Annotated in this window: 16 protein-coding genes; 5 read left to right on the top strand and 11 right to left on the bottom strand. The window is 48.2% G+C overall.

Annotated elements, in window-relative coordinates:
• Positions 1-16 precede the first annotated feature (16 nt).
• Positions 17-1,174 carry a bifunctional chorismate mutase/prephenate dehydratase gene (gene pheA / locus EH207_RS04025; RefSeq protein WP_137712842.1) on the top strand — a complete coding sequence of 386 codons (1,158 nt, stop codon included), beginning with the start codon at positions 17-19 and terminating at the stop codon, positions 1,172-1,174.
• Positions 1,175-1,237: 63 nt separating this feature from the next.
• Here the strand turns inward: pheA and tyrA are convergent, their stop codons facing one another.
• Both tyrA and EH207_RS04015 read right to left on the bottom strand, forming a co-directional pair.
• Positions 1,238-2,359 carry a bifunctional chorismate mutase/prephenate dehydrogenase gene (gene tyrA / locus EH207_RS04020; protein ID WP_137712841.1) on the bottom strand — a complete coding sequence of 374 codons (1,122 nt, stop codon included), beginning with the start codon at positions 2,357-2,359 and terminating at the stop codon, positions 1,238-1,240.
• A gap of 6 nt (positions 2,360-2,365) precedes the next feature.
• Positions 2,366-3,436, bottom strand: a complete 1,071-nt coding sequence (locus tag EH207_RS04015) for a 3-deoxy-7-phosphoheptulonate synthase (RefSeq protein ID WP_137712840.1) — start codon at positions 3,434-3,436, stop codon at positions 2,366-2,368.
• Between the two features lie 220 nt (positions 3,437-3,656).
• Here EH207_RS04015 and btsR point away from each other — a divergent pair, with 220 nt between their 5' ends.
• The 3 genes from btsR to EH207_RS04000 all read left to right on the top strand — a co-directional run bounded on the left by btsR (position 3,657) and on the right by EH207_RS04000 (position 5,859).
• Positions 3,657-4,373 carry a two-component system response regulator BtsR gene (btsR, locus tag EH207_RS04010; protein ID WP_137712839.1) on the top strand — a complete coding sequence of 239 codons (717 nt, stop codon included), beginning with the start codon at positions 3,657-3,659 and terminating at the stop codon, positions 4,371-4,373.
• A gap of 49 nt (positions 4,374-4,422) precedes the next feature.
• The gene (locus EH207_RS04005) at positions 4,423-4,770 is read left to right on the top strand and encodes a DUF2799 domain-containing protein (protein ID WP_137712838.1); all 348 of its coding nucleotides are present in this window, start codon (positions 4,423-4,425) and stop codon (positions 4,768-4,770) included.
• Positions 4,771-4,929: 159 nt separating this feature from the next.
• Complete coding sequence (locus EH207_RS04000; protein WP_137712837.1) at positions 4,930-5,859, top strand: class I SAM-dependent methyltransferase; 930 nt, start codon at positions 4,930-4,932, stop codon at positions 5,857-5,859.
• Positions 5,860-6,034: 175 nt separating this feature from the next.
• Here EH207_RS04000 and rplS read toward each other — a convergent pair whose 3' ends face one another.
• From rplS to ffh, 5 genes are all read right to left on the bottom strand, one after another.
• On the bottom strand, positions 6,035-6,382 hold the full coding sequence (gene rplS, locus EH207_RS03995; protein WP_137712836.1) for a 50S ribosomal protein L19: 348 nt from the start codon (positions 6,380-6,382) through the stop codon (positions 6,035-6,037).
• Between the two features lie 69 nt (positions 6,383-6,451).
• Entirely contained in the window at positions 6,452-7,201 is a 750-nt protein-coding gene (trmD, locus tag EH207_RS03990) for a tRNA (guanosine(37)-N1)-methyltransferase TrmD (RefSeq protein ID WP_137712835.1), read from the bottom strand.
• Positions 7,202-7,238: 37 nt separating this feature from the next.
• A complete protein-coding gene (rimM, locus tag EH207_RS03985) occupies positions 7,239-7,787 on the bottom strand; it encodes a ribosome maturation factor RimM (RefSeq protein ID WP_137712834.1) in 549 nt (182 codons plus the stop codon).
• An 18-nt stretch (positions 7,788-7,805) separates the two neighbouring features.
• Entirely contained in the window at positions 7,806-8,054 is a 249-nt protein-coding gene (rpsP, locus tag EH207_RS03980) for a 30S ribosomal protein S16 (protein ID WP_009111755.1), read from the bottom strand.
• 158 nt (positions 8,055-8,212) lie between these two features.
• Positions 8,213-9,574: a signal recognition particle protein gene (gene ffh, locus EH207_RS03975; protein WP_137712833.1), complete on the bottom strand. Its 1,362-nt coding sequence runs from the start codon at positions 9,572-9,574 to the stop codon at positions 8,213-8,215.
• Between the two features lie 171 nt (positions 9,575-9,745).
• Between ffh and EH207_RS03970 the strand changes: the two genes are divergently transcribed.
• Positions 9,746-10,540, top strand: coding sequence for a cytochrome C assembly family protein (locus tag EH207_RS03970; protein ID WP_137712832.1), 795 nt, complete (start codon positions 9,746-9,748; stop codon positions 10,538-10,540).
• A gap of 105 nt (positions 10,541-10,645) precedes the next feature.
• Here the strand turns inward: EH207_RS03970 and luxS are convergent, their stop codons facing one another.
• The 4 genes from luxS to yqaB form a co-directional block, all read right to left on the bottom strand.
• On the bottom strand, positions 10,646-11,161 hold the full coding sequence (gene luxS / locus EH207_RS03965) for an S-ribosylhomocysteine lyase (protein WP_137712831.1): 516 nt from the start codon (positions 11,159-11,161) through the stop codon (positions 10,646-10,648).
• A gap of 151 nt (positions 11,162-11,312) precedes the next feature.
• Positions 11,313-12,866: a glutamate--cysteine ligase gene (gshA, locus tag EH207_RS03960; RefSeq protein WP_137712830.1), complete on the bottom strand. Its 1,554-nt coding sequence runs from the start codon at positions 12,864-12,866 to the stop codon at positions 11,313-11,315.
• An 81-nt stretch (positions 12,867-12,947) separates the two neighbouring features.
• Positions 12,948-13,376 (bottom strand): YqaA family protein, encoded by a 429-nt coding sequence (locus tag EH207_RS03955; RefSeq protein ID WP_137712829.1) that lies wholly within the window; start codon positions 13,374-13,376, stop codon positions 12,948-12,950.
• Entirely contained in the window at positions 13,373-13,939 is a 567-nt protein-coding gene (gene yqaB, locus EH207_RS03950; protein ID WP_137715256.1) for a fructose-1-phosphate/6-phosphogluconate phosphatase, read from the bottom strand. The genes EH207_RS03955 and yqaB overlap by 4 nt, the downstream gene beginning before the upstream one ends.
• Positions 13,940-14,229 lie beyond the last annotated feature (290 nt).

Here is a 14,229-nt window from a genome sequence, read left to right as displayed (position 1 = left end):
AACAGGTAACAGCATAATGACTGATAATCCACTACTGGTATTACGCGAGCACATCAGCGAGCTGGACTTAAAACTGCTTGAGTTATTGGCTCAGAGACGTGAATTGTCGCTTGACGTCGCACGCAGTAAGCTGCACTCTCACCGCCCTATCCGTGATAAAGAACGCGAGCGTGATTTACTCGACAAACTGACCGCTGCCGGGGAAAAACATCACCTTGATGGTCACTACATCACCCGCTTGTTCCAGTTGATTATCGAAGACTCCGTACTGACGCAACAAGCACTTTTGCAGCATCATCTTAATCAGACATCTCATTCTGCCCGGATTGCTTTCCTCGGACCTAGAGGCTCATATTCTCATCTGGCTACGCGTCAATACGCCGCCCGGCACTTTGAACAGTTCATTGAATGCGGCTGCCAGAAATTTCAGGACATCTTCGATATGGTGGAAACGGGTCAGGCCGACTACGCCGTGCTGCCGATTGAAAATACCAGCTCGGGTTCCATTAACGATGTCTATGACCTGTTGCAGCATACCGGCCTATCCATTGTTGGCGAATTGAGCAATCCGATTAATCACTGTGTTTTAGTGGCAACCGAAACCAGTTTGGATCAAATTGAGACCGTTTATAGTCACCCCCAACCCTTTCAACAGTGCAGCCACTTTATCAGTCGCTTCCCCAACTGGAAAATCGAGTACTGTGAAAGTACCGCCGCCGCCATGGAAAAAGTGGCGGCGCTTAACTCGCCACAAGCCGCGGCACTCGGCAGCGAAGCCGGTGGCATGCTCTATCAGTTGAAAGTTCTGGAGCATAATCTGGCAAATCAATCGCAAAACATCACCCGCTTTATTGTTCTCGCTCGTAAATCTATTGACGTATCAGAGCAGGTTCCGGCCAAGACCACGCTGATTATGGCAACGGGTCAACAATCCGGGGCATTGGTTGAAGCCCTTCTGGTGCTGCGCGACCACGGTATTGTGATGACCAAGCTGGAGTCGCGTCCGATTAACGGTAATCCATGGGAAGAGATGTTTTATATTGATGTGCAGGCCAATCTGCGTAGCGAAGCGATGCAGAGCGCGTTGAAAGAATTGGCGTCTATAACGCGTTCTCTGAAAGTCCTGGGTTGCTATCCAAGCGAGAACGTGATTCCCGTGGACTTGAACGAATGAAAAAAACGCCACCCCGGCAAACAGCGGGATGGCGTCTTTATAAGTTAAAAGAACTTTGGGTGACTACTGTCGGATATCGTTAGCCTGACGTAGTAATGTCCGGCTTTCAGACTGGAACCGGTTTGCATAGTCACCAAACCAATGTTCAACTTTTTTGAAGCTGCTGATGAACTCGGCTTTATCAGCGTGCTCCAACAGTTTTATCGCCTCACCGAAACGTTTGTAATACCGTTTAATCAGCGCCAGATTGTTCTCAGAAGACATAATGATATCAGCGTACAACTGCGGATCCTGAGCGAACAATCGTCCCACCATAATCAATTCCAGACGATAGATCGGTGATGAAAGCGCCAGCAATTGCTCCAACTGTACATTCTCTTCCGCCAGATGCAGACCATACGCAAAAGTTGCGAAGTGGCGCAACGCCTGAATGAACATCATATTCTGATCGTGCTCCACGGCGCTGATGCGATGCAAACGCGCTCCCCACACCTGAATCTGCTCCAGCAGCCACTGGTAGGCTTCAGGCTGGCGGCCATCACAATAGACAACAACCTGCTTGGCCAGACTGCCGCTGTCAGGCCCGAACATCGGGTGTAACCCGAGCACAGGCCCCTGATGGACAGCCAACATAGCTTGCAGCGGTGCATTTTTTACCGATGCCAAATCAACAAGAATGCAATCATCCGGCAGCTTAGGCAGACGCGCGATCACATGTTCGGTGACATGAATCGGGACACTAACAATGACCAGTCCCGCATCAGACAACAAACTTTCCGCCTGAGGCCAATCGTCCCGCTCCAGAATCCTGACCTGATATCCAGACAACGTTAGCATCTTCTCAAACAACTTACCCATCTGACCACGCCCACCAATAATAACCACCGGGCGAAGTGACGGACATAACGTTTTGAATCCTTTGTCATTTTCACTGGAATAAGACTCTCGCATGACTCGGCGCAAGATATCCTCAATCAGGTCAGGCGGGACTCCCAGCAACGCCGCCTCTTTACGACGCGAGCTGAACATCGCCGCCTCACGGTCGGGAGCATAGATCGGCAAACCATACCGACTTTTGACCTCACCGACTTCCGCCACTAAACGTAACCGACGTGATAACAGCGTTAAAAGCTCTCTATCTACCTCGTCTATCCGATCACGCAATGCGGTCAGTTCAGCTACCATATCTTGTTACTCTCCTGAATGTTTTACTCTTGCGCCAAGTTCCTGATGTACTGAACGCAGCAATGCTTCTGTGCTTTCCCAACTGATGCAGGCATCCGTTACGGACACGCCATAGCGCATGTCGGAACGAGGCTGCTCGGAAGACTGGCTACCTTCATTGAGGTGGCTCTCCAGCATTAAACCAATAATAGAACGACTGCCAGCCTTAATCTGCTCAATGGCAGACTCAACCACAAGAGGTTGACGACGGTAATCTTTATTGGAGTTGCCATGGCTACAATCTATCATCAGGGCGGGTTTCAGTCCCGCTTCTTGCATCTGCTTTTCACACTCGGCAACATCTTGCGCACTGTAATTCGGCTTTTTACCACCACGCAAAATCACATGACCATCCGCATTACCCTGAGTCTGCAACAGACAGACCTGACCGGTCTGATTAATCCCCACAAAGCGGTGTGGCATGGCCGCGGCTCTCATCGCGTTGATCGCCGTTCCCAGACTGCCATCCGTTCCGTTTTTAAAGCCGACCGGCATTGACAGGCCAGACGCCATTTCACGATGCGTTTGCGATTCAGTCGTGCGCGCGCCAATCGCAGACCAACTGAATAAATCCCCTAGATATTGAGGACTATTCGGATCCAGAGCTTCGGTCGCCAGCGGCAAACCCATTTTCACCAGCTCAAGCAGTAGTCCGCGGGCGATATGCAGACCTGCTTCTACATCAAATGACCCATCCATGTAAGGATCGTTGATCAGGCCTTTCCAACCGACTGTGGTTCGTGGCTTTTCAAAATATACCCGCATGACAATGTACAACCTGTCACTCAATTCATCGGCAAGCGCCTGCAAACGACGGGCATATTCCAGCGCCGCGTCAGTATCATGAATAGAACAAGGTCCACAAACAATCAGCAGACGTTCGTCTCGGCCGTGAATAATATTGGCAATCGTTTCACGTGCCTGAGCTATTGCCACTTGTTCATTGTTACTGAGGGGAAACTTGTCTTTTAACTGTTCCGGGGTGATAAGTACCTGTTCTGCGCTGATATTAATGTTATTAAGTGAATCTTTCTGCATGATCATGTTCCTGACGACTCTGCTGATGTAAATGTGAATGACAAACGCAATCTACGCGTGATGTTTACACCATAACATGAGCCGTAAATATTTCAATACACATATGTAAATTTAAAATTACCATTAGGAAATCACGACGCCAAAACGAATTTACATCCACGCTCATGCATTCCAATCGCTCACACAAATAATGCTAGAATCATGACAACAAGGGGGAAAAATGCTGAAAGCAATAATCATTGACGACGAACAGCTGGCACGGGAAGAACTGTCTTTGCTGCTGGAGAACGAACCAGATATCACTATCATCGCTCAGTGCAGCAACGCCCTTGAGGCGATACCCGCGATTCATCGCTTGCAACCTGACGTGATCTTCCTTGATATCCAGATGCCTAAAATCAGTGGGCTCGAATTGGTTGCGATGCTGAACCCGGAAAACATCCCCTATGTAGTGTTTGTAACCGCGTATGATGAATATGCCGTTCGCGCTTTTGAAGAACATGCGTTCGATTATTTGCTCAAGCCGTTGGATGCCCAACGACTTTCCAAAACCCTGAATCGTCTACGTCGCGGCATTAGTGTAAATAAAAATTTACACATCATTGCAGCCCCCTATCTCCGTCATATTCCTTGCACCGGACATAACCGGATTTTTTTACTCAAAGTCGATGAGGTCGAATACGTTAGTTCTGAACTAAGCGGTGTGCATGTTGTGGGCGTAAGTCAGTCGGGTTACACACAGCTGTCCCTGAAGACACTGGAAGAAAAAACGTCTTTTGTACGGTGTCACCGGAAATACATGGTGAACACTGAACTTCTGAAAGAAATTCAACTGATGGAAAACGGCGCAGCAGAAGTGCTAACGCATACGGGAAAACATATCCCTGTCAGTCGGCGTTATTTAAAGCTGCTAAAGGAAAAATTGGGTATCGCCTAAAAGCGAAACGCTTTTATCATTGAACCATCTACTCATTAAAGGTTTCAAGATGAAATACAGTTACTTTTTAGCTGTAATTCTTTTTATGGTCGGTTGTCAAAGCAATCGCCCCTCCCTTCCTCCGAGGGAAGAAACCGTCTTCTGGTATCACGCGGGCTATAATGATGCCGTATCCGGTATGGTCGTTAAAGATAACGGCACGCTACAAGAGTGGTTTGGCAACCCCGAAGTTGACCGTGACGCCTATTTACGTGGCTACAGTGTGGGGCAGACAGCCCTCTGCCATACCGAAAACATGATAAAATGGGGAAGAGCAGGAAAAAATTTTCCTGCCAGTTGCGATGGCGCCGCTGATGCTGAGCAATTGCGAACCCAATGGCGCCAAAGCATGGAGTAGAGACCTGCGAGCATTAGTCACCGTACTTTTTCCTTGTTACCGTCTATACTACCTGGAGCAGCCAGAGTTTAGTGATAAAATTCAGAAATATGCTAACGATAACAGCATACCGGCATGCAACAATAACAAAACTCGAACCATTACTAATGGAGTAGTAATATGTCAGAATCAGGCCAACCTTCCTCCTCTGTATTTCTCTTTCATCGGGATAAGACGTCAGATGACGACATTGATAATCTGCTGGCATCAGAACGGGACAGGATACGTCAATCTGGCCCACTCCCTGGTGCCACGGTAGAGCAGCAGCTTGCCATACTGGAAGAGCTTACAACTTTTGATCTAGGCCGTTTTTTACTGAAACACCGCGTATTGAATGCTTACTGGACCCACTATTTGGTGACTTACCGCAGTGAAGACACTCAATTATCCGGTCAGCTTGAAACGTTACTTCTTGAGCAACTGCCAAGCGTGCTGGCAACCCGCGAAAGATTTGGCATTTTTCAGCAGCAGTTACAAAAACTGATGTCTACCGGTATTGTGATGGCATCAGTTCCCTGCGGGTTTATGGAGGATTTATTACTGCTTGACTACACACACCATCAGGATGTGGCGCTGATTGGCGTAGATCGGGACCCGCTAGCGCTGAAAGGCGCACTTCAACTGGCGAAATATCAAGGTCTGGAGAAACGATTGTCACTTCATTGCCATGACGCCTGGTTGCTCGATTTGGGAAAGCGTGTTGATGTGATAACCAGCAATGGCCTTAACATTTATGAGCCTGACGATGACCGTGTTACAGCATTGTACCGTGCTTTTTTTAATGGATTGAAACCTGGCGGTACGCTGGTGAGTAGCTTTATGACCCCCCCACCGCAACTCACCGCTGATTCCCCCTGGACAGATGCGGCTCCAGACATGCTTGCTCTTCAACACCTGCTTTTCACACGCATCCTTGATGCAAAATGGACAGCATTTCGCACATATTCACAAACACAGACCCAACTTGAAAAGGTGGGATTCAGCGACATTCAGTTTATCAACGATCGCATGAGAATGTTTCCAACCGTCGTTGCGCGCAAGCCCGACTAAACGTCTTCTGTTAATCCATTAGTTATCAATGGGTAGCCCTTATCGACCAGAGTAAACCCGTTACCATTGTGGTGTGTATCGCCGGTGCGAATGAACATTAAAAAACAATAAAGGGTTTAGTCATTGACTAAACCCTTTATTCATAACCACTTTCGGATGTTGCGAAAACGCGCTCTTAGTTAAGACGCTCTTTAATACGGGCAGACTTACCAGTGCGTTCACGCAGGTAGTACAGTTTGGCTTTACGTACGGCGCCACGACGCTTAACAGCAATGCTGTCAACGACAGGAGAATGTGTTTGGAAAACACGCTCTACACCTTCGCCGTTAGAAATCTTACGAACAGTGAATGCAGAATGCAGACCGCGGTTACGAATAGCGATAACCACGCCCTCGAATGCCTGCAGACGTTTTTTGCTACCTTCAACAACCCATACCTTCACTTCTACGGTATCACCCGGACGAAATGCAGGTACGTCCTGCTTCATCTGCTCTTCTTCAATTTGCTTAATAATGTTGCTCATAATATGTCTCTTACCCTAGGTAAACTGATATTTGTGTTCGCCTGGCGTACCAGAGCGACCACCTAATACTCAATGCTGCCCAGACTGATATTCACATTGGAACTCAGCCAGCAACGTTACTTGCTCGTCAGTCAGAGCTAGGCTTTTCAGAAGTTCAGGTCTTCTAAGCCAGGTTCGGCCCAGCGACTGCTTCAAACGCCAGCGACGAATCTCAGCATGATTTCCTGACAGTAACACTGCCGGGACATCCATGCCTGCCAACACCTCGGGACGAGTAAAGTGTGGGCAATCCAGCAATCCATCAGCAAAAGAATCCTCTTCTGCCGAAGAGTGATGACCCAGAACACCCGGTATAAAGCGGGAAACCGAATCAATCAGCACCATTGCTGGTAGCTCACCACCACTGAGTACGTAATCACCGATTGACCACTCTTCATCGATTTCGGTTTTAATTACGCGTTCATCAATCCCCTCGTACCGACCACAAACCAGAATCATTTTCTGATTAGCAGCGAGTTGACGCACGCCTTGCTGATCTAATTTTCGGCCCTGAGGTGATAAATAAATCACTCTGGCACCGTTGCCTGCCGCTGCTTTTGCTGCATGGATCGCATCCCGCAAAGGTTGCACCATCATCAGCATTCCAGGGCCGCCGCCATAAGGGCGATCGTCCACGGTGCGATGCCGATCGTAAGCGAAGTCTCGCGGACTCCAGTGCTGTACGCTCAGCAGGCCATTTTTAACTGCCCGGCCAGTGACTCCGTAATCAGTAATTGCGCGGAACATCTCTGGAAACAGGCTAATTACCCCAATCCACATTGTCTCGTTCCACTTAGTATACTGGTCAGCTGAGAGTTCAAAAACCAGGATCCCAATCTACTTCGATAGTCTGAGCAGAAAGGTCAACATGCTTGACAACCTGTTTAGTGAGGAACGGAACCAACCGCTCCTTGACCCCGAACGCATCTTTCAGATTGGCTTTTATTACCATCACATCGTTTGAACCGGTTTCCATCATATCAATGACTTTACCCAGTTGGTAACCCATTGAGGTCACGACCTGACAGCCAATAAGATCCTTCCAATAGTAATCACCTTCATCCAACTCAGGCAGTTGCGACGAATCTACGACAATCTCGCAATTAGTCAGTAGATTGGCCGCATCACGATCGTCGACGTCTTTAACCTTGATGATAAGATCTTGGTTATGATGTTTCCAGCTTTCAATCTCGACAAGCTGCCAACCACTTTTTGCCTGGATAAGCCAAGGTTGATAATCAAAAATGCTTTCGGCATCTTCGGTGGATGAAAACACTCTGAGCCAACCACGGATGCCGTAAGTCGATCCCATTTTCCCCAATACAATAGGGTTAGCAGGTGCTTTCGGACTAAGTTGCTTGCTCATTGCCACCACCGCAACAGATTATGCTGCTTTTTTAGCGTCTTTGATCAGCGAAGAAACGCGATCAGACACTGTTGCACCCAGACCAACCCAATGCTCAATGCGGTCCAGATCCAAACGCAGAGCTTCTGCCTGACCGGTTGCGATCGGGTTGAAGAAGCCTACGCGCTCAATGAAGCGACCATCGCGCGCATTGCGGCTATCGGTCACGACGACTTGATAGAACGGGCGTTTTTTCGCGCCGCCACGTGCCAAACGAATTGTTACCATAACATCCTCTTTAGTGAATAAAACAACCGGGCCCCATCGAGGAACGGGGCCCAGTGTGTCATATAAAAAGCCCCAAAATTTTACTCATTTTGGCGCAGAATGCAATCTAAAGCGTAAAAAGCCGATGATAGCGAATATTCACTGTCAGATTATCACGCTTAACGACCCGGAAATCCCGGCGGCATCATGCCTTTCATTCCTCGCATCATCTTAGCCAAACCGCCGCTCTTCATTTTCTTCATCATACGCTGCATATCATCAAACTGCTTCAGAAGGCGGTTGACGTCCTGGACCTGCATCCCCGATCCCATCGCAATACGTCGTTTCCGGGAACCTTTAATAATCTCAGGCTTGGCTCGCTCCTGACGCGTCATGGAGTTGATGATCGCTTCCATACGGACCAGAACTTTATCATCCATCTGGGACTTCACATTATCGGGCAATTGCCCCATTCCCGGCATTTTGCTCATCATGCTGGCCATACCACCCATATTGCGCATCTGTTTGAGCTGTTCCAAAAAATCGGTCAGATCAAAACCGTCGCCTTTCTTCAGCTTTTTCGCCAGCTTTTCTGCCTGAGATCGATCAACCTTACTCTCAATATCCTCGATCAGGGAAAGCATATCTCCCATCCCAAGAATGCGGGAAGCAACACGTTCAGGGTAGAAAGGTTCCAAGGCATCGTTTTTTTCACCTACGCCCAGGAATTTAATTGGCTTGCCAGTGATATGACGAATAGACAGTGCGGCACCGCCACGAGCATCACCATCTACCTTGGTCAGAACCACGCCGGTTAACGGCAGTGCTTCATTAAAGGCTTTTGCCGTGTTCGCCGCATCCTGACCGGTCATGGCATCGACAACAAACAGTGTTTCCACCGGTTCTATCGCCGCATGCACCTGCTTGATTTCATCCATCATAGCGTCATCGACATGGAGACGTCCGGCGGTGTCCACTAACAGCACATCATAGAATTTTAGTTTGGCGTGCTGCAAAGCACGACTAACTATGTCAATCGGTTTTTCCTGCGCCGTTGAGGGGAAGAAATCGATACCAACCGTTCCCGCCAGTGTTTCAAGTTGTTTAATTGCCGCAGGGCGATACACGTCCGCAGAAACAACCAGTACTTTTTTCTTCTGCTTTTCTTTGAGAAATTTACCCAGTTTACCGACGCTGGTTGTTTTACCCGCCCCTTGCAAACCGGCCATCAGGACCACTGCGGGCGGCTGTGCAGCAAGATTCAATTCCGCATTGCTCTCACCCATCGCACTGACGAGTTCATTTTTGACGATCTTGACAAACTCTTGGCCAGGGGTCAGGCTCTTATTGACCTCATGCCCCACCGAACGTTCTTTGACGCGGTTAACAAATTCGCGAACAACGGGTAAGGCAACGTCAGCCTCCAGTAATGCCATGCGAACTTCACGCAGCGTTTCTTTGATATTGTCTTCAGTCAACCGCCCGCGGCCGCTGATATTGCGCAATGTGCGCGATAGTCGATCGGTTAAATTTTCAAACATATCTCATGCCCAACGAATGACAAGCCGCCAGCGCGACGCGAATGGCACGGATTATAGCACGAAAGCGGTGGCGATCTCAGCGCTTCAGATGGAGAACAGAGTTGGTGCCTATGGAGACTAACGTTATACTGAATGTTCATTTTACTAGTTGATATTTAATAACCTACTTGTATGTCTGTTTTCGCTATTGTGGCTTTAGTCGCTTACACACTCAGCCTCGGACTGATTATCCCCAGTTTGCTGCGCAAGAACAGTGCATACCGTCGGCTGGCAATACTTTCGGCCAGTATTGCGCTTATTTGCCATGCGGTGGCGCTTTATCAACGCATTTTCGACGTCCAGACTGGCCAGAATCTTAGCCTGTTAAACATCGCTTCTCTCGTCAGTCTCATCATCTGTACCGTAATGACTCTCGTTGCCTCACGTAACCGTGGATGGTTTCTACTCCCAATCGTTTATACATTTGCATTAATTAACCTGGTTTTTGCCAGCTTTATGCCGGGAGAATTCATTACTCATTTGGAAGCGACGCCGGGGATGATGCTCCACATTGGCTTCGCGCTATTTTCTTACGCCACCTTGCTTATTGCCGCGCTTTACGCGCTACAGCTTGTCTGGCTGGACTATCTGCTGAAGAATAAAAAACTGGGATTTGCCGCCGATATGCCGCCGTTAATGGGGATTGAGCGAAAAATGTTCCACATCACTCAGGTCGGCGTCATCCTGTTAACCCTGACGCTCTGCACAGGCCTGTTCTACATGGATGATCTGATCAGCAATAAAGAAAATCTGCACAAAGCCGTGTTTTCCCTGTTTGCCTGGTTCATCTATATCCTGCTGCTCTGGGGTCATTATCATGAAGGGTGGCGCGGACGCCGGGTAGTCTGGTTCAGTCTGCTGGGCGCGCTGCTATTGACGCTTTCCTATTTCGGCAGCAGAGTCATACAGCATTTCGTCGCCGTTTAAACGCTGGACAAGTAGCCCCTATAACTGGGTATTGAATGACGGTAAAAAAAAGAGCCGACTTCAGGCTCTCTTTTTTATTCTAGCTTGCGTTGAACCAGGTATTTACTAGATATGGAGTTCCGCCAGTTTATCTTTCGGCAGCGCCAACTCGTCATTCTGGTTAATACCAATATCATGTTCCAGAATATGCCTTGCAATTTCCTGAGCTTCCGCCAAAGAATGCATCTCATAGGTTCCGCACTGATATTCATTGAGCTCAGGGATTTTCCGCTGGTCTGTCACTTTCATCACATCGGCCATGGCTGCTTTCCAAGCTTCGGCAACACGTTGCTCTTCTGGCGTACCAATCAGGCTCATGTAAAAACCGGTGCGACATCCCATAGGCGAAATATCGATAATCTCAACACCTTCGCCATTCAAGTGATCGCGCATGAAGCCAGCAAACAAATGCTCCAACGTATGAATGCCGCGCTCTGGCATCACTTCCAAGTTAGGGCGACAAAAGCGCAGGTCATAGACAGTGATGTTATCGCCATGAGGGGTTTTCATGGTTTTTGCAACCCTGACAGCAGGCGCTGACATACGGGTATGATCTACAGTAAAGCTATCGAGCAACGGCATAATGCCACCTCCTCATAGAAAATTTTATTTTTCCTCGTTTCCGGGAAACTTTTCTTTTTCATGCGGGTCTGAACTACTGAAAGACGCGCATTTATTATCATCCCTATTTAGATATGTTCATTTGGCCGCATTTATTGCGGCCTTTTCTTTTTCAGTGTGCAGCAAGATACGTTTCAAAGCTCATTGTATCTTCCGCCTCAATCTGCCGCTGACGAAGCCAGGAACGCTCACACTCCGCTATCAATCTCTCTTCTGTCAAGACTTGCAGCGGCTCACTGCTTAATATTTTACGGTATTCGTCCGCAAGATGAAGACCTACGCCACTACTATCTTCTTTTTTCATCAGTTCAAGCAACCGGCCAGAGAATGTACTTTCAGGATCATCAAACCCCGTGATCAGCTCACCACAAACCTGCTGATAGCAAGGTTGTATGTTCCCATCATCCAGCACTTCTGCAACGCGGCGTAAATCGGCAAACAATGCTTTTCCAACATCCGCAATGGGCTGTTGGACGCTGTCACATCCCATGCCAACTGTCTGTCCCGGCTTGCGACCTTCCAGGACTATCCGGCTCCAGTTTTTACGCGTACATGCCAACTCATCCGTGCTCATTTCAGGCGCATCAGCCAGAGCACACCAAATCAGGAACAAATCAAGAAATCGTACCTGACTGGCGCTAATACCCGTTGGTGAGAAAGGATTAATATCCAGCGATCTCACCTCAATGTATTCGATCCCTCCACGCAGCAGCGCATCGGAAGGCGACTCCCCTGCGCGGGTAACTCGCTTCGGTCTAACTGGTGCATAGAGTTCATTTTCGATCTGCAATACATTGGTGTTCAACTGCAAATATCGTCCTTCTTTCTTCACCCCCATCTGAGCGTACTCTTCAGAAGGCGTTTTTATCGCGCGCTTCAGCGCAGCAACATAGGTATTCAAGTCATTAAATGTAATGCCAAGATTACTTTGTGACTTATTAGTATAGCCCAAATCGCTCAGCCGCAGCGATGTCGCATACGGCAGATAACACATGCCTTTATCCGTACGCTCAAATGGCAACAACGTTTCCCGCCCTTGCAGGAAAGACGAACAAACGGCAGGAGAAGCCCCAAACAGATAGGGAATGACCCAGCCGAAACGGTAGTAATTGCGAATCAAACGAAAATAACCGGACGAAATCTTCTCTTTGCCACTTTCAACGTCGCTGATGCCCGCTCCAGCCTGCCAAAATGACAACGGCAACGAAAAATTGTAATGCACACCAGAAATTGTCTGCATCAGAGCGCCGTAGCGATTCTTTAGCCCTTCACGGTAAAGCGTTTTAAAACGCCCGATATTGGATGAACCATATTGCGCCAACTCAATATCCTGCTCCGCAGCGATAAAACACGGCATGCTCAATGGCCACATCCGCTCATCGCCCAAATTACGGGCAACATGGCGATGAATATCGCGCAAAAACGTCAGCAAATGGTCAATATCGTTATCAACCGGGGTAATAAATTCCAGCAATGCCTCAGCGAAATCCGTTGTAATCCACGGATGCGTTAACGCCGAACCTAACTTCTCAGGGTGACCTGTTGTGGCAAGATGTCCATTCGCCAATACGCGCAAAGTTTCACGCTCAATTCCACGCTGTATACCATTCACGGCATGTGGATGTTTTTCCAGCCAGAAAAGCGCCTTTGATATATCCGGGATCAAATCGACCTCCCGTTGTTAAAATGTAATGTTTGTAAGCATAATTGAAACTTGGCGCCACTCACCAGGCCTTATATCGACCCGCTAATGCCACCAGGCAATACCTTGTAAGGTTATCCCTGTCAGGACGATATAGCGCAACACCTTTCCGATACCAATGAAAACCGCCGCACGCATACATGGCATACGCAACCAACCCGCCAACACGCATAATAAATCGCCAACTACCGGAACCCAGCTAAATAATAGCGCAGCCGGACCATAGCGCTGTAGCCAGCCTATCGCCATTGTATATCCCGTCTGCTGTTTTGGCTGAGGCAGCAAGCGCCCAATAAAAATATTTGTTACCCCTCCCAGGGTATTGCCCACCGTTGCCATAATGATCAACAAGATGGGGCTGGCACTGTCAGAAACCAAGAGAGTCACAAGCAATACTTCCGAGCTTCCGGGCAAGAGTGTCGCACTCAGAAAACTACTCCAGAAGAGAGAGAATAAGGCCCAGAATTCAGTCACAGTTTACGGACATCTACGACTGCCATATTCGCACGCCTGGCAGCCTCAATACCATAATCAGCATCCTCAAACACGACACAATGCGCTGGTGCGACAGCGATAAGCTCGGCACAACGCAAAAAAGTATCGGGAAAAGGCTTGTGGTTGATGACATCGTCGGCACCGACGACTGCATCAAAATAGTTGCGCAACCCAAGATGTTTCAAAAGCCTGTCGGCCATACCATGAGTACTGCCTGTCCCAACCGCCATAGGACGACGTCCCTGATAATGTTTAACGATATCAATCAACGGCAGTGGTTTTACCGTATCCAGCAGCATTTCTGCCACAACCGCTGTTTTTTCATCAGCCAGCTTATACGGATCGATATTGGCCTGGTTACGGTCGATAATAAACTGGGCGATACGCCAGGTAGGTGATCCATTCAATGCTGTCATGACAGCCGCATCATATTTCATGTCGTACATCGCCAACACCTGCTCCCACGCCTTATGGTGTGTTGGTTCTGTATCGAGAATGGTGCCGTCCATATCAAAGATCAGCCCTTGATAACGATCGTACATCATGACTCCATATTCACTGAATAAAGAGGGCCTACTTTATCGCAAAGTAAAAACGTTGTCGCTCACTCAATAACCATTTAATAATCAGGTCATTATTGATGATATAATGGCTTATGTTCTACCGCATCTTGCCCAGAAAACGCAGCAAAAACCATGAGAGAACACAGAACACCGTTATGCTATTTCGATATCAAAGAAAACGATTCTATACATTCAGTAAGAAAACATGAAATAACGGAGTTCGTTTTTCAAAACCACAAGAATGGAAATTAAGAAGAGGATTGCTTTAA

The organism is Brenneria rubrifaciens (assembly GCF_005484945.1).
In the GTDB taxonomy this organism is placed as follows: Bacteria; Pseudomonadota; Gammaproteobacteria; order Enterobacterales; family Enterobacteriaceae; genus Brenneria; species Brenneria rubrifaciens.
The sequence above is the reverse complement of the archived record's forward strand: the minus strand, read 5'-3'. Positions and strand labels throughout refer to the sequence as shown.